Here is a 20,177-nt window from a genome sequence, read left to right as displayed (position 1 = left end):
CGCGCCCCCGCGCGGGTCGCGGCGCGTGTCGGGGGGGCGCGCGGGGGCGTCTCGGGGCCTCTCCCCGACAGAGCGGGCCCCCCCCCCCACTCGTAAATCGAGAAGGGCTGGGCGAGGGAAGGATTCGCGATATGCCGACCGGCGTTGCCCTGCGTGACGTGCGCGCGCAGCTGTTCGACGCGGCAGAGCGCCTCCTGCTGCGCGCCGGACCGCACGCACTGACCAGCCGGGCGGTCACCACGGAGGCAGGTTGCGCCAAGGGGGTCCTGCACCGGCATTTCGCCGACTTCGACGGCTTCCTCGCCGAGCTCGTGCTCGACCGCATCGCCCGTATCGACAACCAGGCCGCCGCGCTGCGCGAATCCGCGGGAACCGGCACCGTCGCCGACAACGTCACCGGCGCGCTGACGACCCTGTTCGAGTCGGTCGCGGTGGCAATCATCAGCCTCGTCACCTTCCGCGACGAGTTGCGCGCTCGGCTGCGCCAGGTCAGGCCGCCCGGCGTCCCGGTACTGACGGAAGCCGCGGCCATGATCGCCTCCTATCTGACCGCGGAGCGCCACCTCGGCCGCCTCGCGGCCGATGCCGACGTCGACACCCTCGCGCTCATGGTGATCGGCACCGGGCACCTGCTGTTCGCGGGCCGGGAGGGCACGCCGCCGGAGACCGCCGCTGTCGGTAAGGTCGTGACCGCGGTCCTCGACCCGGCGCTTTCCCGCTGAATACCGCCGCCGGGAATCTGTCGGTGGCTGGGCCTAGGCTGATGAGCATGGCATTCGCAACCGAAATCCCAGCGGAGGGCTTCGAGCACAGGGCCGGTGGGACGCCGCTCGCGCATTCCGAGTTCAGGCCGGTCGGCGAGATCGAGCGGTCCGACAGCCGGTTCGAGGTCGTCAGTGATCACAAGCCCGCCGGTGACCAGCCCGCAGCCATCGAAGAGCTGGAGCGCCGGATCAGGGCGGGCGAGCGCGACGTGGTGCTGCTCGGCGCCACCGGCACCGGCAAGTCGGCGACCACCGCCTGGCTGATCGAACGGCTGCAGCGCCCGACGCTGGTGATGGCGCCGAACAAGACCCTCGCCGCGCAGCTGGCCAACGAGTTGCGAGAGATGTTGCCCAACAACGCCGTCGAGTACTTCGTCTCGTACTACGACTACTACCAGCCCGAGGCGTACATCGCGCAGACCGACACCTACATCGAGAAGGACAGCTCGATCAACGACGATGTCGAGCGGCTGCGCCACTCGGCCACCTCGAGCCTGCTCTCGCGCCGGGACGTGGTGGTGGTGGCGTCGGTGTCGTGCATCTACGGTCTCGGCACACCCCAGTCGTACCTGGATCGGTCGGTGCAGTTGGAGGTGGGCACCGAGCTCGACCGCGACGCGTTCCTGCGACTGCTGGTCGACGTGCAGTACACCCGCAACGACATGTCGTTCACCCGTGGCTCGTTCCGGGTGCGCGGCGACACCGTCGAGATCATTCCCTCTTACGAGGAGCTCGCGGTCCGCATCGAGTTCTTCGGTGACGAGATCGAGGCGCTGTACTACCTGCACCCGCTGACCGGCGATGTGGTCCGTCAGGTCGATACGGTGCGAATCTTCCCGGCCACCCACTATGTGGCGGGTCCGGAGCGCATGGAGCGCGCGGTCGGCGATATCGAGCAAGAGCTCGAGCAGCGGCTTGCCGAACTGGAACGGCAGGGCAAGCTGCTCGAGGCACAGCGGCTGCGAATGCGCACCCAGTACGACCTGGAGATGATTCGGCAGGTCGGGTTCTGCTCCGGCATCGAGAACTACTCGCGCCACATCGATGGCCGCGCGGCGGGCAGCGCGCCTGCCACACTGATCGACTATTTCCCCGAGGACTTCCTGCTCGTCATCGACGAGTCGCACAACACCGTGCCGCAGATCGGCGGCATGTACGAGGGCGATATGTCGCGCAAGCGCAACCTCGTCGAATACGGCTTCCGGCTGCCGTCCGCGGTCGACAACCGACCGCTCACCTGGGAGGAATTCGCCGATCGAATCGGGCAGACGGTGTACCTGTCGGCCACGCCGGGTCCCTACGAGCTCGGGCAGGCCGGCGGTGAGGTCGTCGAGCAGGTGATCCGCCCGACCGGGCTCGTCGATCCGAAGGTCGTGGTCAAGCCGACCAAGGGCCAGATCGACGACCTGATCCACGAAATCCGCCAGCGCACCGAGCGCGACGAACGCGTGCTGGTCACCACCCTCACCAAGAAGATGTCCGAGGACCTGACCGACTACTTGCTCGGCCTCGGCATCCGGGTGCGCTACCTGCACTCCGAGATCGACACGCTGCGGCGCGTGGAACTGTTGCGGCAGCTACGGCTCGGCGAGTACGACGTGCTCGTCGGCATCAACCTGCTGCGTGAGGGCCTCGACCTGCCGGAGGTGTCGCTGGTCGCGATCCTCGACGCCGACAAGGAAGGCTTCCTGCGCAGCACGACCGCGCTGATCCAGACCATCGGCCGCGCGGCGCGCAATGTGTCCGGCGAGGTGCACATGTACGCCGACAAGATCACCGCCTCGATGCAGTTCGCTATCAGCGAGACCGAGCGGCGCCGGGCCAAACAGGTTGCCTACAACGAAGAAATGGGCATCGACCCGCAGCCGCTGCGCAAGAAGATCGCCGACATCCTGGATCAGGTGTACCAGGAGGCTGACGACAGCGAGGTCGCCGTCGGCGGTTCCGGTCGTAACGCCAGTCGTGGCCGCAGGGCCCAGGGGGAGCCGGGGCGCGCAGTGAGCGCGGGCGTCTATGAGGGCCGCGACATCAAGTCGATGCCGCGCGCCGAGCTCGCGGACCTGGTGAAAGAACTCACCGCGCAGATGATGAGCGCGGCACGCGATCTGCAGTTCGAGCTGGCCGGACGGCTACGCGACGAAATCGCGGATCTCAAGAAGGAACTGCGCGGCATGGACGCCGCCGGGTTGAGTTGAGGCTGGGCCCGGCGGTGTCCGGCAGCTCGGCCGCGATGGGCTCAGGACTGCGTCGCCATCCATTCGCTGACGCGGCGCACGACTTCCTCGCGGGAGACGTTTTCGACCTTGGTGATCACTGCCCAACGGTGACCGAACGGATCGATCACGACACCGAACCGGTCACCGGTGACGAAGGTCTGTGGTTGTTCGGCACTGCGGGCGCCGTGCGCGATGGCGCGTTCGATGACTCCGTCGACGTCCGGGCAGTAGTGCACGATCGAGGTGTGCACCCAGTCGCCGTTCGGGGCGAGCACGTTGTTGTCGGGGATGGGCATGCCCACTTGCAGGGTCGAGTCGCCGATCTTCAGTTCGGCGTGCGCGGGTTGGCCGTCGGGCAGATCACTGCGGCCGACCACTTCTGCGCCGAAGACCGCCGTGTAGAAATCGATCGCTTTGTTGCCGTCGGACACCGCCAGAAAGCAGGTGATCGAGTGGTAGCCGTCGGCGATGGGGTTCACTGTTTCGCTCATGCCGACAACCCTCGTCGATCGCGCGACCAGGGTCTTGTAAGAAAGCGACAGCATGCCCGTGATTGCTGACCAGGTGGCCGCAGGACCGGAACCCGGCGGAGTTCCCGCCCTCGACGACGTGAAGGGGATCCTGCACCCGGACGAGCAGGCCAGACATCGATCGCTGGCCCGGCTAGCCGCGGGACCCGAGATCGGCCGGTTCGTCGAGTGGTATTGGTCGGTCCGCTGGGATCTGCGTGGCCGTGCGCCGTACTACGCCGAGGTGCTGTCGTACCCGTGCGTGAATGTCACTTTCGAGCGGACCGCAGCCCGCACCGGTGGTTTCGTCAACGGCGTCTCCACCACCCGATACATCCGTGAGCTCAGCGAGGTGGGGGAGACGTTCGGAGTTCGCTTCCGTGCGGGCGGCTTCGGTGCTTTCACGGGCTTGGACGTCGGCTCGTTCCGCGACGCCGCCGTCCCGCTGGCCGAGGTGCTGCTGGAGGCCGATGGGCTGACCGACCGCGTGCTCGCGGTGTCGTCGGATCAGCAGCGCCGCACCATCATCGAGGATTTCTTCGCCGGCCGTGAGACCGACGACGACCCGACCTATCGACTCGTGCTGCGCATCGTCGAGGCGATGGAGCACGACCCGGAATTGACCAGAGTCGATCAGGTCACCGCGCGGTTCGACGTGCCGATCCGCACCCTGCAGCGGATGTTTCGCAGATACATCGGGGCCGGACCGAAATGGGTGCTGCGCCGCTATCGCCTGCAGGACGGCGCCGATCTACTCGCGCGCGGCCACATCGAAGACCTGGCCGCGCTCGCCGCGGAGCTCGGCTACTTCGATCAGGCGCATTTCTCTCGTGAGTTCGCCGCTGAGGTCGGAATGGCTCCACTGGAATATGCCAAGAATTCGATACGCTCGCGCAACGAGGTCACTTCGAAAGTTCTTCCTACCGAGAAATAGCCAACATTGCCGACAATCGAATAAGACCTCGTGTACCCATCGCCAACGAGGGAGCAGGACATGGACGTCGTGGTTTTGATCGGCCGGGTGCTTTTCGTGGTGTTGTTCTTCGGCTCGGCAGTCGGGCATTTCACGCAGACCGAGGCGATGACGGGTTACGCGCAGAGCCGCGGCGTGCCGTCGCCGAAGGCGGGTGTGCTCGCCTCGGGTGTGCTGATGGCGCTCGGTGCGGTGAGCGTGCTGCTGGGGATTTGGGCGGATCTTGGTGCGCTGCTGCTGGTGATCGTGCTGCTGCCGACCGTGTTCCTGATGCATCGGTTCTGGTCGGAGACCGATCCGGAGACAAAACAGGGCGAGATGATCCACTTCAACAAGGATCTCGCCCTCGCCGGCGCATCGCTCATGCTGTTCGCTTTCTTCGCGCATGTCGACGAACTCGGATTGACGATCACCGGGCCGCTATTCCATCTCGGATGACTGTGATGAATCTCCCACGCGCACAAGAACGTTCGCACAGGTTGTGATCGATCACAGAACTAGGGTCGAGAAATTGAATCTGCCCTGGTCGGTAAGGTCATCAGGTATTCGCCGAGCGAACCCGTGTTCGGAATGCCCGAACACCCTCAGTGTGATGTGTTGCGATTTCTGATATTTCCGGCCGTTTTGCCGCTAGGGTCGAGCCCAGTCGCCGCGCCGGTGCCACGACTCATGGTGGTGCCGGACGTAGGCACCCGACCACCGCATAGTTGGAGGAGAGATGACCGCCTACCGGACCATTGTCGTCGGTACCGATGGCTCGGACTCGTCGTATGTCGCCGTCGAAAAGGCCGCCGCGCTGGCGGGCGACGGGGAAACGACGCTGGTCGTGGCCTGCGCGTACTACCCGACCGACGATCGCGATGTCGCGGCGGCGGCCGACGTGCTCAAGGACGAGGCCTACCAGGTGCGCGGCTCCGCGCCGACCAACGAGATTCTGCGCATCGCCAGGGACAAGGCCACCGCCGTCGGCGCCAAGACCATCGTCGAGCGCTCCATCGTCGGCGAGCCGGTCGAATCGCTGCTCGCCCTCGTCAAGGAGGTCGAGGCCGACCTGCTCGTCGTCGGCAACCGGGGTCTGAACACCCTGGCGGGCCGCCTGCTCGGCTCGGTGCCCTCCGATGTCGCCCGCAAGTCGCGCTCCGACGTGCTGATCGTGCACACCGTGCGCTGAAGGTAGTCCCGTACTACGCGAACGTCGCCCGTTGGCGGGTAGTTCGTGTCGAGAGACCTGACCCCGTCGTTCCGGCCGAAGCCGCAGCGACGGGGTTTCTCCTGTGTGGCCTATGCCAGCGCGTGCAGCACCGACGGTAGCTCCCGGGTGTGGATCACGCCGAGGCGCTGGGTCGCGCGGGTCAGCGCGACATACAGATCGTTGAGCCCGCGCGGGGATTCCGCGAGGATTTGCGCGGGTTCGACCAGATACACGGCATCGAACTCGAGGCCCTTCACGTCGTGTACGGTCAGCACCCGCACCGATTCGCCTGCCAGATCGGCGAAATCCGGGACCAGGTCGTGCGGAGCGATCACCGCGGTGGTGCCCGGTCCGGTCTCGGTGGCCACCAATCGTTCGACCTCGCTACGCAATTGGCTCGCGGTGACCGCGTGGGCGCGCGGTGGCTGCCCGGACTCCCGCACCGATCGGGGCGCCGCCGCGGTGGGGTCGATCGCGCTCAGCACGCCGGCGGCGACGTCCATGATCTCGGCAGGGGTCCGGTAGTTCACCGTGAGCTCGGTCAGCTTCCAGCGTTTGGCCACATACGGTTCCAGCATCGCTTGCCACGACGAAGCGCCCGCAGGGTCACCGGTCTGCGCGACGTCGCCGACGACGGTGATCCAGCGATTCGGGATGCGGCGCATCACCATTCGCCACGCCATTTCCGAAAGCTCCTGCGCCTCGTCCACGATCACGTGACCGTAGGTCCAGGTGCGGTCGCCCGCGGCGCGTTCGGCGGTGGTCTGACTGGCGCGCACATTCTGGCGTTCGGCGAGCTGGCCTGCATCGATCAGGTCATAGGCCATCAGGATCTCGGGATCGAGCTCGTCTTCGAGATCCTGTGGCGCCGAACCGGTCAGGATGTCGAGCGCATCCTGCGCCTCGGCCAGCTGGGCCCGCCAGCGGCGCCGTGCGCGTTCGCGTTCCTCGGCGTCGTCGACACCGAGCAGCTCGGCGAGCTCGTCGAGCAGCGGCGCGTCGGCCGCGCTGTATTCGCCATTGTCCGACCGCACCAGCTCGGCACGGTCGGCAGGATCGAGGCTGCCTGCCACGCGATCGAGCCGCTTCGGGTCGGCGAGCAGGTCGGCGAGCACGTCCTGCGGCGACAGGATCGGCCAGAGCCGGCCGATCGCCGCCTGAATCGCGGGATCGGTGCGCATCTCGTCGCGGATTTCGGCGAGATCGGTTCGGCTGAGCAGACTTTGGCCGCCGGAGAGGTCGGCGCCCATGGTCTGGGCCAGCTGATCGGTCAGTGCGTCCAGCACCGAGCTCGCGAAGATCGGCTTGGCCAGATTGTGCGGGCGGCGCGAGGAGCGGGCCCGGCCGCGGGCGCGAGTGGTGATCTTGCGATCCAGGATCACCGGGTAGCCGTCGAAGGTCAGGCGGATGGGCTCGGCGGGTATCTCCTGCCGATCGCGCACCGCCTGCTTGAGCACCTCGAGGATGGCGAGCGAGCCCTTGATCTCGCCGGCCCGCAGCGAGTCCTCCCGGGTGGCCTTCACCCCGGGATACAGGTCGCCGATGGTGGACAGCAGCACGCCGGTCTCACCGAGCGAGGGCAGCACCTGGCCGATGTAGTCCAGGAAGGTGGCGTTCGGGCCGATGATCAGCACGCCGGACTTGGCCAGCTGCTGCCGGTAGGTGTAGAGGAGGAAGGCCGCGCGGTGCAATGCCACCGCGGTCTTGCCGGTGCCGGGACCGCCCTGCACCACCAGCACGCTCTTGTGCTCGGAGCGGATGATCGCGTCCTGCTCGTGCTGGATGGTCTCGACGATGTCGTTCATGTGGCCGGTGCGCGCGGCATTGAGCGCGGCGAGCAGCGCGCTCTCGCTGCCGACGCCGCCGTCCGCGCCGGTGACGCCGGCCTGGTGCGCCGCTTCCAGATCCAGGTATTCGTCGTTGACCGCGGTGACGGTGCGATTGCGCGAGCGGATGTGACGGCGTCGGGTCACCCCGTCGGGGGTCGCGGTGGTGGCCAAATAGAACGGCCGGGCAAGCGGTGCGCGCCAATCCAGCAGCAGCGTCTCGTAATCGTCTTTTTCATCGAGGATTCCGAGCCTGCCGATGTAGCGGTATTCGCCATCCTGATCGCCATCGAGGTCGATCCGGCCGAAACACAGGCCGTGTTCGGCGGCGTCGTACTTGGCGAGGTCCTCGTGGTAGAGCGCGCTGAACGATTCCCGCTCGCTGCGTGCCTGCGGGGTGCCGCCGGTTTCCAGCAGCACCGTGCGCAACCGGTTGTTGGCATAGTCGCGCATGCCGTCGAGCCGGTCGTAGAGCACAGACAGGTAGGACTGCTCCTGCTCGATTTCGCGGTTCCGCTCGGATGCGCCGTCGTGCGCGGCACGATCCTGAGTGAGACGGTCGGGCAAACTGAACTCCTTAGTCACCGCGATGAACCTGCGCACCCGCAAGGGACGAGTGCACGCGAACTCTGTAGAAACAGAGTTGTCGAGTCTACTGCCGGTTCGGTGTGCTCGCCGTAACCGCAGGTGGGGTATCTGTTGTCGCGTCGCCCACTACTGGGGCGAAGTGCTGCACAACGGGGAACGGGTCATAGAAGTGGTGTAACAGCTGCTGCCAGCGCCGATACCCCGCGGAGCCGCGAAATCCCTCGACATGGTCCGCCAGTTGCTCCCATGCCACCAGGAGCAGATACGTGTCGGGCGTCTCGATGCCGCGCGAGAGCGACAGCGACCGAAAGCCGGGCATCGCCGAGATGATCGGCTTCGCCTCGGCGAAGGCGGCCTCGAAGTCTTCGGCCTGTTCGGGACGGACGGAAAGCAGCGCGTGTTCGAGAATCATCGATGACCTTCAAGAGGCGTGGGTGTTGTTCGGCCTGCGGCCGAGGGGGGTGCCGCTGTCCCGGTGCCCGGCCGGCTTGGCGCGGTACATCGCCAGGTCCGCGTCGTGCAGGACCGCCTCCGGTGTGCGGTGGTCGCCAGGGCTGAGCTCGGTGGCGCCGATCGAGGCGTTCACCTCGATGCGGTGTCCGCGCGCGATGATCGGTTCGGCCATGGACGAGCGCAGCCGAGCCACCAGCGTGTCGATGTCGACCCGCCGCGCCGGTCCGGAAAGCAGCACGAGGAACTCGTCGCCGCCGAGCCTGCCGACCAGGTCATCGCCGCGCAGCGCGCGCTGCAGCCGCTGCGCGACGATCTGCAGCACGGTGTCGCCGATCGCGTGGCCGAGGGTGTCGTTGATCGCCTTGAACCCGTCCAGGTCGATGAACAGCACGGTCGACACCGGAAGTGTCTCGCTGGTGGCGAGCGCGCCGGCGAGCTGGGAAAGGATCAGCGAGCGGTTGGCGAGTCCGGTCAGCGAGTCGTGCGTGGCCTGGTACTCCAATTGCCTTCTGCTTGCGCGGAAATCGGTGATGTCGGCGAAGGAGGACACCGCGGGAGAGGCCGGATCGCCGGGGTTGAGCAGCCTGCTGCTTCCGGATAACCAGCGCCGCTGTCCGTCGTGCCGGTCGACGCCGAAGATGTAGCCGGCGATCGTCTCGCCGGTGGCGAGGGTCCGCGCGATCGGGTGGCGGGTCGTGGGCAGTGGCTGTGCGTTGGCGTCCAGCAGCAGCAGCGGCAGTTCGTCGATCGTCGCGCCGATGAGATCGCCTGCGCGTTCGTCGGTGCCGAAGATCCGCCTGGCCGCCGGATTGGCCGATTCGATGCGGCCGTGGCGGTCGATCACCACCACGCCCTCCTCCAGCTGGGAGACGACCATGGCGAAGTACTGCTCGGCACGCCGCTGTGCGTCCTCCGCGGCGCGCTGCGCGGTCAGGTCGTGCACGACCACCTGGTAGGCGAGATGGTTGTGCCAGGCGGTGAGCACGGAGACCGTCTCGACGGGGACGGTGCCGCCGTCGAGGCGTATCAGCGTCATCTCGGCGCGCGCGGAGGCGTCGCCGGAGTTGGTCAGCGTGCTGATGCGCTCGATCATGCCGAGCACCGAATGCGGGTGGACGAACTGGGTGAGCGGCTTGCCGATCACATCGTGGATGCTGCCGGCGGCCAGCATCCGCACCATGGCCCGGTTGACGTAGACGACGGTGCCGCGTTCGTGCACACAGATGCCGTCCGGAGTGTGCTCGACCAGGGACTGGTAGCGCTGCGCCAATTGCTCGGCCTCTACTGCGCCGTCTGCCTTGTGCTCACCCACTCGAACCCCCGATCGTCGACCCAATCATGGCCATTGGAGCATGGGATTATTCTGACTTCGAGGTGTACAAGATCACACCGTCGACGCTATTGCTTCGATCACAGTTCGGGCACTTCATCGGGCCTTATCTGATGATCATTACAAACCCGATTCTCCGCGCACATCTCGAGCCGACGTGCTGGTCGGCCCGGAGGACCGGCGAAGGAGCGAAGCTATGCCTGGCTCAGCCGCGCAGACCGAAGCGCAATATCAAGATCATATGACGATCGCCGGAATCGGGGCGGTCAGCGGGTACGGCTGGGGCCGCGAGATCCTGTGGAAAGGGTTGCTCAGCGGCAAGTCGGCAGCGAACCTGCACCCCGGCTATGGCCGCGACCGTGACGAGCACGCCTGGGCGTCGCTGGTGCCCGACGGCGGCGATTACACGGTCAGCAACAGCCGCTACGGGCGCGCCATACACGAGTCGGCGCGCGAGGCGATCGTCGATGCGACAGCGCGCGGCTGGCGGCCGGGTCGCAGTGTCGGCGTGCTGCACGCGATCGTGCTCGGCGACGTCACCAACTGGCGTGACTTCTACCTCGTCGACCACGGCCATCGCCGCTCCCGCGACTACATGCGACTACTTCCCTCGACTCCGATCTCGGTATTGCAGCAGGAATTCGGCTTCCACGGTCCTGCGATGAATATCTCGGCGGCGTGCAGCTCGGCGAATGTCGCGCTGATCACCGCGAAGCTGTGGCTGGACGCGGGCGTCGCGGACGACGTGATCTGCGTCGCCACCGATATCTCCGCGACGCCGGACATGCTCGAGCACTTCGTCCGCCTCGGCGCCGCGGTCGGGGATGCCGAACCGCTGGATGCCTGCCGTCCCTTCCAGGCGGGTAGCCGCGGTTTCAGCATCGGTGAGGCGTCGGTGGCGTTCGTGCTGAGCCGTTCGGTGCGGCGGCCGTACGCGGCAATGCTCGGCGGTGGAATGACCAACGACGCGTACCACGTGGTTTCGGTGGATCCCGGCCACGATCAGATCTTCGACTGCGCGCGGATGGCGTTGGCCGACGCCGATGTCACCCCCGCGGATGTCCGGTATTTCAACGCGCACGGCGCCGGGACCAGACAATGTGATGTCGCCGAGCGACATCTGCTCAGGCACCTGTTCGGCGACCGCCCGCACGTCTATGCGGTGAAACCACTCGCGGGCCACTGCCAGGGCGCGGCGGCGGCGGTAGAGGTGGCCGCGGCGGCGCTGGGATACGAGCGGGGCGTCGTGCCCGCCGCACCGATCGTCGCGCCCGCGTACGAGCGGTTGCTCGACGGCCCGACGGAGTTCGAGGGTGGTGTCACGGTGAAGTTGTCGCTCGGCATGGGCGGCAATAATTCGATGGTGGTCCTCGGGCCGGTGTGAGCCCGGCTCATGGCAGCGGCACCGACCAGCTGAGGCGGGTACCCGGTAGCCGGTCGTCCGGTTCGTCGGCGCGATGGATATCGGGCCCGATGATGAACTGTCCGTCCGACTTCTCGGCTCGCTGCTCCAGATTGCGCAACCCGCTGCGGATCACGTGATTCGGTATGCCCCAACCGTTGTCGGTCACCACGATGGTCAGATCGTCGGCCACGCCGATTTCCACCGCGACCAGATCGCCGCCGGAATGCCGCACCGCGTTGCTCACCGCCTCCCGCACCACCGCCTCGGCATGATCGGCGAGCTCGGCTTCCAGCACCGACAGCGGGCCGGTCACCTGAATGGTCGCCCGCAGTTCGGTGTCGGCGGTCTGCTGCCGGATCGCCGCTTCGATCCGCTGCTGCAGCCCGGTGCTCTGGCCGCTGCCGCCGTGCAGGTCGAAGATCGAGGTGCGGATCTCCTGGACGACCTCCTGCAGATCGTTGATCACGTTCGCGAGACGCTCGCGCACGCCGGGAGCCTCGGACCGTGGCACCGCGCCCTGCAGGGTGAGTCCGATCGCGAAGAGCCGCTGGATCACGTGGTCGTGCAGGTCGCGCGCGATGCGGTCGCGGTCGGCGAGGATGTCGAGATCACGCATGCGGCGTTGGGTGTCGGCCAGTTGCATGGCCAGGGCCGCCTGATCGGTGAATGCGGCGGTCAGCTCGACCAATTCGTCCGGGTAGGGCGCGGAGCCGGCCGGGCGCACCGTGACCAACGCGCCGAGAGTGGCATCGGGTGTGCACAGCGGCAGGATCAGCGCAGGGCCGACATCGGGCAGCGGCATGCCGAGATCGACCTGCGCGGCATCGTCGAAGCGCAGCGGCGTGCGCCGGGTGAACGCCTCGCCGAGCGCGGTGCCCTCGGTGTGCACGGTCCATCCGTCGTGGCCCGTACTCGGCCCGGACCACTGCGTGATCGACAGCTCGGTCACCTCGCCGAGCCTGCTGTCGGGTCTCGCGGCGCTGGCCAGGAAGGACTGGTGTGAGCCGGTGAGGGTGCGGGCGTGGTCGACCACGTGGGCGAGCACCAGATCGGGTTCGGTGCCGGCCAGGAATTCGGTGGCGATGTCTCTGGTCGCCTCGATCCACGCCTGCCGGGTGCGGGCGGATTCGTAGAGCCTGGCGTTGTCCACCGCGATGCCCGCCGCGGCGGCCAGGGCCTGGACGAGCACATCGTCGTCCTCGGTGAACGGGTGGCCGCCCGCTTTCTCGGTGAGGTACAGGCTGCCGAAGATCTCGTCGCGGATGCGTACCGGGACGCCGAGGAAGGTGTGCATCGGCGGGTGGTGTGGCGGAAACCCCACCGACGCACGATGATTCGACAATTCGTCGAGGCGAAGCGGTCTCGGTTGGTTGAACACGACGCCGAGCACGCCGTGCCCGGCGGGCAGCTTGCCGATCCGGTCGCGAGTTTTGTCGTCCATGCCCTCATCGATGAACTGGGTCACCTGCTGGTCGTGGCCGCGCACCGCGAGCGCACCGTAGCGGGCGTCGACGAGGCTGGTCGCGGTGTGCACGATGGTGCGCAGGGTTTCGTCGAGGTCGAGTCCGGAGGTGACGGCGAGCATCGCCTCGACGAGACCGTCCATCCGGTCGCGCGAGTCGATGATCGACTCGACGCGTTCCCTGACTTCGGAGAGCAGCTCCCGTAGCCGAAGTTGCGACAACGTGTCGCGCACCGAATACGGGCCGCTGCCGTTTTCTTCGGTCATCTCGGCTTCCTGTCCGTGCGGGCGCGTCACAGCGCTTTCGCCAGTCTAGTTGGCCGATCGAGGACTTTCGGCTCTGTTCACCGTGACCTTACGGTGATGAGGTGGGCGCACCGGGAATAGAAAGTAGGGGTGTCCTATGAATTCGTCGGAGCTGGTGAGAGCGTCGAAATTGGTGGGCGAGACCGAGTTGGTCGGTGGGCTGGAGCTCATGGGCGGGCCGAAAGCGGTCGGTGGGTCGACGTTGTTCGGCAGGACCGAGCTGCTGCGTTCGACCGAGCTGTGGGCCACCGCGGCCGACCCGGAACTCGCGGTGACGACGTGTGGTGCGGTGCCCGCCGCGGACGTGACACGGGCGGTGCGGGCGATCGGCCGGGTGTTGCGCCGCCATCACGTCGATTCGGCGGCGCGGGTGCGGGTCACGGTGCCGCCCGATGCCGCCGAACCGACACTGGTGCAGGCGAACATCCGTTTCCACGACACTCCGACGCGTGTGCAGGTCACCGGCCCGCGCGGGTTCGCCGTGACCTTCGCCGTCGAACGGCTGGACCGGCAGATCGCCCGGCTGGCAACCAGTCAGGCGCGCCCGTTTCCCGATCCGGCTCGTCCACCGCTGGCGTGCGTCACCGAGCCGCGCCCGATCGTTCGCAGGAAGGTCTGCGCGCTGCTGACCGGAACCCCGGCCGAGGCGACGGCAGTGCTGGACGCCATGGACTACGACGCCTACCTGTTTATTGATTCGGAAACCGGTGAGGACGCGATCGTGCACTGGGAGGAGTCGCTGGGCGTGCGGCTGGCGCGCCAGCACGGGACGGCTGCGCCGCAGGCGGCCTCAGAGGTGGCTTTGACGGTGAATTCCCTTCCGCTCACAGTGCATCCGGAACCGACGCCCGCGCTGAGCGAGGACAAGGCGGCGGCTCGGTTGTGTGACGGGGGACTGCCGTTCCTATTCTTCACCGACCCGGGTAGCGGCCGCGGCCGACTGCTCTATCGCCGATACGATGGCGATCTCACGATCGTGGTCCCGGCGGGCTCCGAGTAGCGGGTAGGTCGATCGCCTAGCTGTCGCGCAGTTTGGTGGCAAGCACGGCGGCCTGGGTGCGGCGTTCCATGCCGAGTTTGGCCAATAGTCGGGAAACGTAGTTCTTGACGGTCTTCTCCGCCAGAAACATTCGCGCCGCGATCTGGCGATTGGTCAACCCTTCGCCGAGAAGCGCGAGCAGTCTGCGTTCTTGTTCGGTGAGTCCGGCCAGCGGCCCGTCGTTCTCGGTGCTGCTGCGCAAGCGCGCCTTGAGGGCGGCGGCCGCGCGGTTATCCAGCAGCGAGCGGCCCGCGCCGACTTCCTTGATGGCCTCGGCCAATTCCATGCCCTTGATGTTCTTGACGACGTATCCGCTCGCGCCGGCGAGAATCGCGTCGAGCATGGCGTGCTCGTCGGTGTACGAGGTGAGGATCAGGCAGCGCAGGCCCTCGATATCGGCGAGCAGATCGCGGCACAGCTCGATGCCGTTGCCGTCGGGCAGTCGCACATCGAGCACCGCGACGTCGGGCCGCAGCGCGCGGATGCCGCTCATGGCCTGCGCGACATCGCCCGCCTCACCGATGACGGTGAGCTCGGGGTCGCTGTCCAACAGGTCGATGAGGCCGCGGCGGACGATCTCGTGGTCGTCGACGAGGAACACCTTGATCACGCCGCCTCCTGTTGCCCGCGGGATTTCCGCGCCCCTGCTCGGCGGGGCTTGTGCGCTCCGTTGTGCCACCCGCTCAAGGTAACTCGCCGGGCTCGCGTTGGGAATGCGGAGCGTAATTCGGCGACACTGGATTTCAGCAATATTCAGGCGGGCGGCGCAGCTACCCAGGAGCGGCGCGCGGACAGCGGATCCCGCTGTCTGCCCGCCGCACGGAGCCGAGCATCGCTAGGCTATAGGTGTGAGCAGCCCCTGGGGGGAAGGTGCGGGTCCGGGCGAGCCCGGGGCGGTCGAGGCCGGCGTCACCCTCGTCGAGGGCTCGACATTCTGTATCAGTGAAACCGGTGGCGGCATAAGCCCGCATCGCCAGGAGGGTTTGTTCGTCCGCGACACCAGGGTGCTGTCGCGGTGGCGCCTCACGATCGATGGTGTGCTGCCACAGCCGCTGACCGTGCAGTACGCCGACCCCTACAGCGCGACCATCCTGGCCAGGACGGCGCCGCGCCCGGGCCGCGCCGACAGCACGGCGTTGGTGATCGTCGGGCGCCATGTCGGCGACGGCATGCGCGATGACCTGACTGTGCGCAACCTGTCCGGCGAACCCGTCCGCTGCGTGGTGGCGCTGGAAGTCGACGCCGATTTCGCGGACCTGTTCGAGGTGAAGGATGGCAGGACCGGTGACGGCGTGGTCACCAGCAGCAGCGCCGTCGACGGATCGATCGAGATCACCAGGGCCGATCTGCGGGTGGGTGTCACCGTCGCCGCGGCGGGAGCGATCGCGCGTGATCGCGAATTGCGCTGGGAGGTGGCCCTTCCCGGGCGCGGCGAGTGGACCGCGTGCATCCAGTACCGGCCCGCGCTCGGCGCGGACCCGGTGCCGCCGCGGTATGTGTGCGGCAGTGCCGTCTCGCTCAGCGAGCCCGCGCAGCGCTTGCGCGACTGGTATGAGAATTCACCCACCGTGCACACCGACGACGAAACCCTCGCCGCGGTGTTGCAGCGCGCCGTCACCGATCTCGGGGCCTTGCGCATCTTCGATCCCGGCCATCCCGAGCGGGCGGTGGTCGCCGCGGGCGCGCCCTGGTTCATGGCGCTGTTCGGCCGCGACTCGTTGCTCACCTCGTGGATGGTGCTGCCGCTGGATCGCAGGCTCGCCGTCGGCACGCTACAGAGCCTGGCGGGCTTGCAGGGCAACGAGATTCGTTCGGCCACCGAGGAACAGCCCGGCCGGATCCCGCACGAGGTCCGGTTCGGGCGGGCCTCGACCCTGCTGCTCGGCGGTGACACCGTCTACTACGGCACCGCCGACGCCACGCCGCTGTTCGTCATGCTGCTCGGCGAGCTGCATCGCTGGGGCCTCGATACCGGTACCCGCGACGAGCTGCTGCCACACGCCGATCGGGCGCTGGACTGGATCGACGACTACGGCGACGCCGACGGTGACGGTTTCGTCGAATATCAGCGGTCCGCCGAACACGGGCTGGCCAACCAGGGCTGGAAAGACTCGTGGGACGGCGTGAATTTCATCGACGGCAGCCTGCCCGCCGCGCCCATCGCGCTCGCCGAGGTGCAGGGGTATGTCTACGCGGCCTACCTGGCACGGGCGGCACTCGCGCTCAACGCGGGCGACAACGCCACCGCGGATCTATTCCACGCGAAGGCCTGCCGGTTGAAAGCCGCCTTCAACAAGGCATTCTGGCTGCCCGAACACGGCTGGTACGCGATCGGGCTCGATCGGGACAAGCGGCCGATCGATGCGCTGACCTCCAATATCGGGCACTGCCTGTGGACCGGGATCGTCGATGACGACAAGGCGGGGCTGGTCGCCGACCGCCTGCTCGCGCCCGAGATGTTCACCGGTTGGGGCATCCGGACGCTGGCGACGACCATGGGCGCGTACAACCCGGTCAGCTACCACAACGGCTCGGTATGGCCGCACGACAACGCCATCTGCGCCGCCGGGCTGATGCGGTACGGGTACACCGAGCAGGCGAACCGGGTGATCGATGGGATGCTGGATGCGTCGAGCCGGTTCGGGCATCGGCTGCCCGAACTGTTCTGCGGCTTCGATCGCACCGAGTTCGCGGCACCGGTGCCCTATCCGACATCGTGCTCGCCGCAGGCGTGGGCCGCGGCCGCGCCGCTGCTGTTCCTGCGCAGTATGTTGCGACTGGAGCCGGGTAGCAGTGGTCCGGCCGGAACGGACCCGGCCTCGATCGCGCCCGCGGTGCCGGACCGGTATCTGCCGCTGCGGGTCAACGGGCTGCGCGTGGGCTCGGATGTGCTGACGGTCACCGTCGACAAGGATGGCTGGCAGCTGCGCGGACTGTCCGGCGAGCGGCCTCGATCAGGGCGCTGACCTGGGTGGGAACCGGCCCGGTCCGGTGCTCGGCGAAACTTGTCGGTGGGCGGGCCTAGCATGGCGGCGGGGGCACGTCTGAACACGTCTGAACACGGAGAAGGGACACCTGGTGGCGGAACGCCTCACTGTGCGCGGAGCTCGGGAGCACAACCTGAAGGGGGTTGATCTCGATCTGCCCCGCGACAGTCTCATTGTGTTCACCGGACTGTCGGGCTCGGGCAAATCGAGCCTGGCCTTCGACACGATCTTCGCCGAGGGCCAGCGCCGTTACGTGGAGTCGCTGTCCGCCTACGCTCGCCAGTTCCTCGGGCAGATGGACAAGCCGGACGTCGACTTCATCGAGGGTCTCTCACCCGCGGTGTCCATCGACCAGAAGTCGACCAACCGCAACCCGCGCTCGACCGTCGGCACCATCACCGAGGTCTACGACTACCTGCGTCTGCTCTACGCGCGTGCGGGCACGCCGCACTGCCCGGTGTGCGGCGAGCTCATCGCCAAGCAGTCGCCACAGCAGATCGTCGACCAGGTGCTCGCCATGGAAGAGGGCATCAAGTTCCAGGTCCTCGCGCCGGTGGTGCGCACCCGCAAGGGCGAATTCGTCGACCTGTTCGATCAGTTGAACACCCAGGGCTATTCCCGGGTCCGGGTCGACGGTGTGGTCTATCCGCTGTCGGATCCGCCGAAGCTGAAGAAGCAGGAGAAGCACGACGTCGAGGTCGTGGTCGACCGGCTCTCGGTCAAGCCGAATTCCAAGCAGCGGCTCACCGATTCGATCGAGACGGCGCTGCGGCTCGCCGACGGCATCGTGGTGCTCGATTTCGTCGATCGCGACGAGCACGCGCACGACCGCGAGCGGCGCTTCTCGGAGCGCCTGGCCTGCCCCAACGGTCATCCGCTCGATATCGAGGACCTGGAGCCGAGGTCGTTCTCGTTCAACTCGCCCTACGGCGCCTGCCCGGACTGCACCGGCCTGGGCATCCGCAAGGAGGTCGACCCGGATCTGGTGGTGCCGGACCCGGAGCTGAGCCTGGCCGACGGTGCGATCGCGCCGTGGTCGCGCGGCCAGACCGCCGAATACTTCAACAGGCTGCTGTCGGGCCTGGCCGAATCCGTCGGCTTCTCCATGGACACGCCGTGGCAGGACCTGCCGCTCAAGGCGCGCAAGGCGGTGCTGGAGGGCAGCTCGGATCAGGTGCACGTCTCCTACACCAACCGCTACGGCAGGAAACGTTCGTACTACGCCGATTTCGAGGGCGTGATGCCGTTCCTGCAGCGGCGCATGGAGAGCACCGAGTCCGAGCAGATGAAGGAGCATTACGACGGGTACATGCGTGATGTGCCGTGCCCGGTCTGCAATGGAGCCCGGCTGCGCCCGGAGATCCTCGCGGTCACCATCGCCGCGGGCGGCGAGCGGAAGTCCATCGCGGACGTCAGCGAGTTGTCCATCGCCGACTGCGCCGACTTCCTGAATTCGCTGACCCTCGGTGAGCGGGAGACCGCGATCGCCGGGCAGGTGCTCAAGGAGGTGCAGGCCCGGCTCGGGTTCCTGCTCGATGTCGGGTTGCAGTACCTGTCGTTGTCGCGGGCTGCGGCCACGCTCTCCGGCGGTGAGGCGCAGCGCATTCGGCTGGCGACCCAGATCGGTTCCGGCCTCGTCGGTGTGCTCTATGTGCTCGACGAGCCCTCGATCGGACTGCACCAGCGCGATAATCGCCGGCTCATCGAAACCCTTACGCGGCTGCGTAATCTCGGCAACACCCTCATCGTGGTCGAACACGATGAGGACACCATCCGGGCTTCGGACTGGGTCGTCGACATCGGCCCGCTGGCGGGCGAACACGGTGGCACGGTCGTGCACAGCGGCCCGTACCAGGAACTGCTCACCGAGCCGAATTCGCTGACCGGCGCCTATCTTTCGGGCCGGGAGCGTATCGAGGTGCCGCTGGTGCGGCGTCCGGTCAGCAAGAAGCGTCAGCTCACCGTGGTCGGCGCGAACGAGCACAACTTGCGGGGCATCGACGTCAGCTTCCCGCTCGGCGTGCTCACCTCGGTGACCGGCGTGTCGGGCTCCGGCAAGTCCACCCTGGTCAACGACATCATGGCGACCGTGCTCGCGAACAAGCTCAACGGTGCGCGACAGGTGCCCGGCAGGCACACCAGGATCAATGGTCTCGACGACCTGGACAAACTGGTGCAGGTGGACCAGTCGCCGATCGGCCGCACGCCACGCTCGAACCCGGCCACCTACACGGGCGTGTTCGACAAGATCAGGACGTTGTTCGCGGCGACCACCGAGGCGAAGGTGCGCGGCTACCAGCCGGGCCGATTCTCGTTCAACGTCAAGGGCGGTCGCTGCGAGGCGTGCTCGGGTGACGGCACGCTGAAGATCGAGATGAACTTCCTGCCGGATGTGTATGTGCCGTGCGAGGTGTGCCACGGTGCGCGCTACAACCGCGAAACCCTCGAGGTCCATTACAAGGGCAAGACCATCGCCGAAGTGCTGGACATGTCCATCGAGGAGGGCGCCGAATTCTTCGAGCCGATCACCTCGATCCACCGCTACCTCAAGACACTGGTGGACGTCGGCCTCGGCTACGTGCGTCTCGGCCAGTCCGCGCCCACCCTGTCCGGCGGTGAGGCGCAGCGCGTGAAGCTGGCCGCCGAGCTGCAGAAGCGGTCCACCGGTCGCACCGTCTACATCCTCGACGAGCCGACCACCGGCCTGCACTTCGAAGACATCCGCAAGCTGCTGCTCGTCATCAACGGTCTGGTCGACAAGGGCAACACCGTCGTCGTGATCGAACACAACCTGGACGTCATCAAGACCTCGGACTGGGTGATCGACATGGGACCGGAGGGCGGCTCCGGTGGCGGCACCGTGGTGGCCGAAGGCACTCCGGAAGATGTTGCGGCCGTTGCCGACAGCTACACCGGGCAGTTCCTGCGGCACGTGCTGACCGATGCCGCGGCGCCGAAGACTCCGGCCAAGAAAGCCGCGAGGAAAGCACCGGCCAAGGCCGCCGCGGCCAAGGAAGCGCCGAGCAAAGCCGCGCCGGCCAAAACCACGACAACCAAGATCGCCGCCCCGAGCGCCGCCGCCAAACGCGCCTCGCGCAAGGCCGCCGCACTGCGCTGACGATCAGGC

Annotated in this window: 15 protein-coding genes; 9 read left to right on the top strand and 6 right to left on the bottom strand. The window is 67.2% G+C overall.

Annotated elements, in window-relative coordinates:
• Window positions 1-131: 131 nt before the first annotated feature.
• Window positions 132-722, top strand: a complete 591-nt coding sequence (locus ACFU4Z_RS33200) for a TetR/AcrR family transcriptional regulator (protein WP_379071264.1) — start codon at window positions 132-134, stop codon at window positions 720-722.
• Between the two features lie 47 nt (window positions 723-769).
• Window positions 770-2,959 (top strand): excinuclease ABC subunit UvrB, encoded by a 2,190-nt coding sequence (gene uvrB / locus ACFU4Z_RS33195; RefSeq protein ID WP_379071261.1) that lies wholly within the window; start codon window positions 770-772, stop codon window positions 2,957-2,959.
• Between the two features lie 41 nt (window positions 2,960-3,000).
• Here uvrB and ACFU4Z_RS33190 read toward each other — a convergent pair whose 3' ends face one another.
• Complete coding sequence (locus tag ACFU4Z_RS33190; RefSeq protein WP_379071258.1) at window positions 3,001-3,471, bottom strand: VOC family protein; 471 nt, start codon at window positions 3,469-3,471, stop codon at window positions 3,001-3,003.
• A gap of 52 nt (window positions 3,472-3,523) precedes the next feature.
• Between ACFU4Z_RS33190 and ACFU4Z_RS33185 the strand changes: the two genes are divergently transcribed.
• The 3 genes from ACFU4Z_RS33185 to ACFU4Z_RS33175 all read left to right on the top strand — a co-directional run bounded on the left by ACFU4Z_RS33185 (window position 3,524) and on the right by ACFU4Z_RS33175 (window position 5,633).
• Window positions 3,524-4,423 (top strand): DUF6597 domain-containing transcriptional factor, encoded by a 900-nt coding sequence (locus ACFU4Z_RS33185; RefSeq protein WP_379071255.1) that lies wholly within the window; start codon window positions 3,524-3,526, stop codon window positions 4,421-4,423.
• Between the two features lie 60 nt (window positions 4,424-4,483).
• Window positions 4,484-4,900, top strand: coding sequence for a DoxX family protein (locus tag ACFU4Z_RS33180; protein WP_379071252.1), 417 nt, complete (start codon window positions 4,484-4,486; stop codon window positions 4,898-4,900).
• Between the two features lie 280 nt (window positions 4,901-5,180).
• On the top strand, window positions 5,181-5,633 hold the full coding sequence (locus ACFU4Z_RS33175) for a universal stress protein (protein ID WP_379071249.1): 453 nt from the start codon (window positions 5,181-5,183) through the stop codon (window positions 5,631-5,633).
• Between the two features lie 110 nt (window positions 5,634-5,743).
• On the opposite strand, the gene ACFU4Z_RS33170 is transcribed toward ACFU4Z_RS33175, so the two are convergent.
• From ACFU4Z_RS33170 to ACFU4Z_RS33160, 3 genes are all read right to left on the bottom strand, one after another.
• The gene (locus ACFU4Z_RS33170; protein ID WP_379071303.1) at window positions 5,744-8,047 is read right to left on the bottom strand and encodes a HelD family protein; all 2,304 of its coding nucleotides are present in this window, start codon (window positions 8,045-8,047) and stop codon (window positions 5,744-5,746) included.
• An 85-nt stretch (window positions 8,048-8,132) separates the two neighbouring features.
• A complete protein-coding gene (locus ACFU4Z_RS33165) occupies window positions 8,133-8,480 on the bottom strand; it encodes an antibiotic biosynthesis monooxygenase family protein (protein WP_379071246.1) in 348 nt (115 codons plus the stop codon).
• A 9-nt stretch (window positions 8,481-8,489) separates the two neighbouring features.
• Window positions 8,490-9,833 (bottom strand): diguanylate cyclase domain-containing protein, encoded by a 1,344-nt coding sequence (locus tag ACFU4Z_RS33160; protein ID WP_379071243.1) that lies wholly within the window; start codon window positions 9,831-9,833, stop codon window positions 8,490-8,492.
• Window positions 9,834-10,047: 214 nt separating this feature from the next.
• Here ACFU4Z_RS33160 and ACFU4Z_RS33155 point away from each other — a divergent pair, with 214 nt between their 5' ends.
• Window positions 10,048-11,235, top strand: coding sequence for a beta-ketoacyl synthase N-terminal-like domain-containing protein (locus ACFU4Z_RS33155; protein ID WP_379071240.1), 1,188 nt, complete (start codon window positions 10,048-10,050; stop codon window positions 11,233-11,235).
• A 7-nt stretch (window positions 11,236-11,242) separates the two neighbouring features.
• On the opposite strand, the gene ACFU4Z_RS33150 is transcribed toward ACFU4Z_RS33155, so the two are convergent.
• Complete coding sequence (locus ACFU4Z_RS33150; protein WP_379071238.1) at window positions 11,243-12,985, bottom strand: GAF domain-containing protein; 1,743 nt, start codon at window positions 12,983-12,985, stop codon at window positions 11,243-11,245.
• A 136-nt stretch (window positions 12,986-13,121) separates the two neighbouring features.
• Between ACFU4Z_RS33150 and ACFU4Z_RS33145 the strand changes: the two genes are divergently transcribed.
• Entirely contained in the window at window positions 13,122-14,024 is a 903-nt protein-coding gene (locus ACFU4Z_RS33145) for a sigma 54 modulation/S30EA ribosomal C-terminal domain-containing protein (protein ID WP_379071236.1), read from the top strand.
• 16 nt (window positions 14,025-14,040) lie between these two features.
• On the opposite strand, the gene ACFU4Z_RS33140 is transcribed toward ACFU4Z_RS33145, so the two are convergent.
• A complete protein-coding gene (locus tag ACFU4Z_RS33140; RefSeq protein WP_379071300.1) occupies window positions 14,041-14,673 on the bottom strand; it encodes a response regulator in 633 nt (210 codons plus the stop codon).
• 232 nt (window positions 14,674-14,905) lie between these two features.
• Between ACFU4Z_RS33140 and ACFU4Z_RS33135 the strand changes: the two genes are divergently transcribed.
• Both ACFU4Z_RS33135 and uvrA read left to right on the top strand, forming a co-directional pair.
• Complete coding sequence (locus ACFU4Z_RS33135) at window positions 14,906-17,029, top strand: glycogen debranching N-terminal domain-containing protein (protein ID WP_379071296.1); 2,124 nt, start codon at window positions 14,906-14,908, stop codon at window positions 17,027-17,029.
• A gap of 112 nt (window positions 17,030-17,141) precedes the next feature.
• A complete protein-coding gene (gene uvrA / locus ACFU4Z_RS33130) occupies window positions 17,142-20,168 on the top strand; it encodes an excinuclease ABC subunit UvrA (protein ID WP_379071233.1) in 3,027 nt (1,008 codons plus the stop codon).
• Window positions 20,169-20,177: the final 9 nt, after the last annotated feature.

Source organism: Nocardia sp. NPDC057440 (assembly GCF_042802915.1).
GTDB lineage: Bacteria > Actinomycetota > Actinomycetes > Mycobacteriales > Mycobacteriaceae > Nocardia.
The sequence above is the reverse complement of the archived record's forward strand: the minus strand, read 5'-3'. Positions and strand labels throughout refer to the sequence as shown.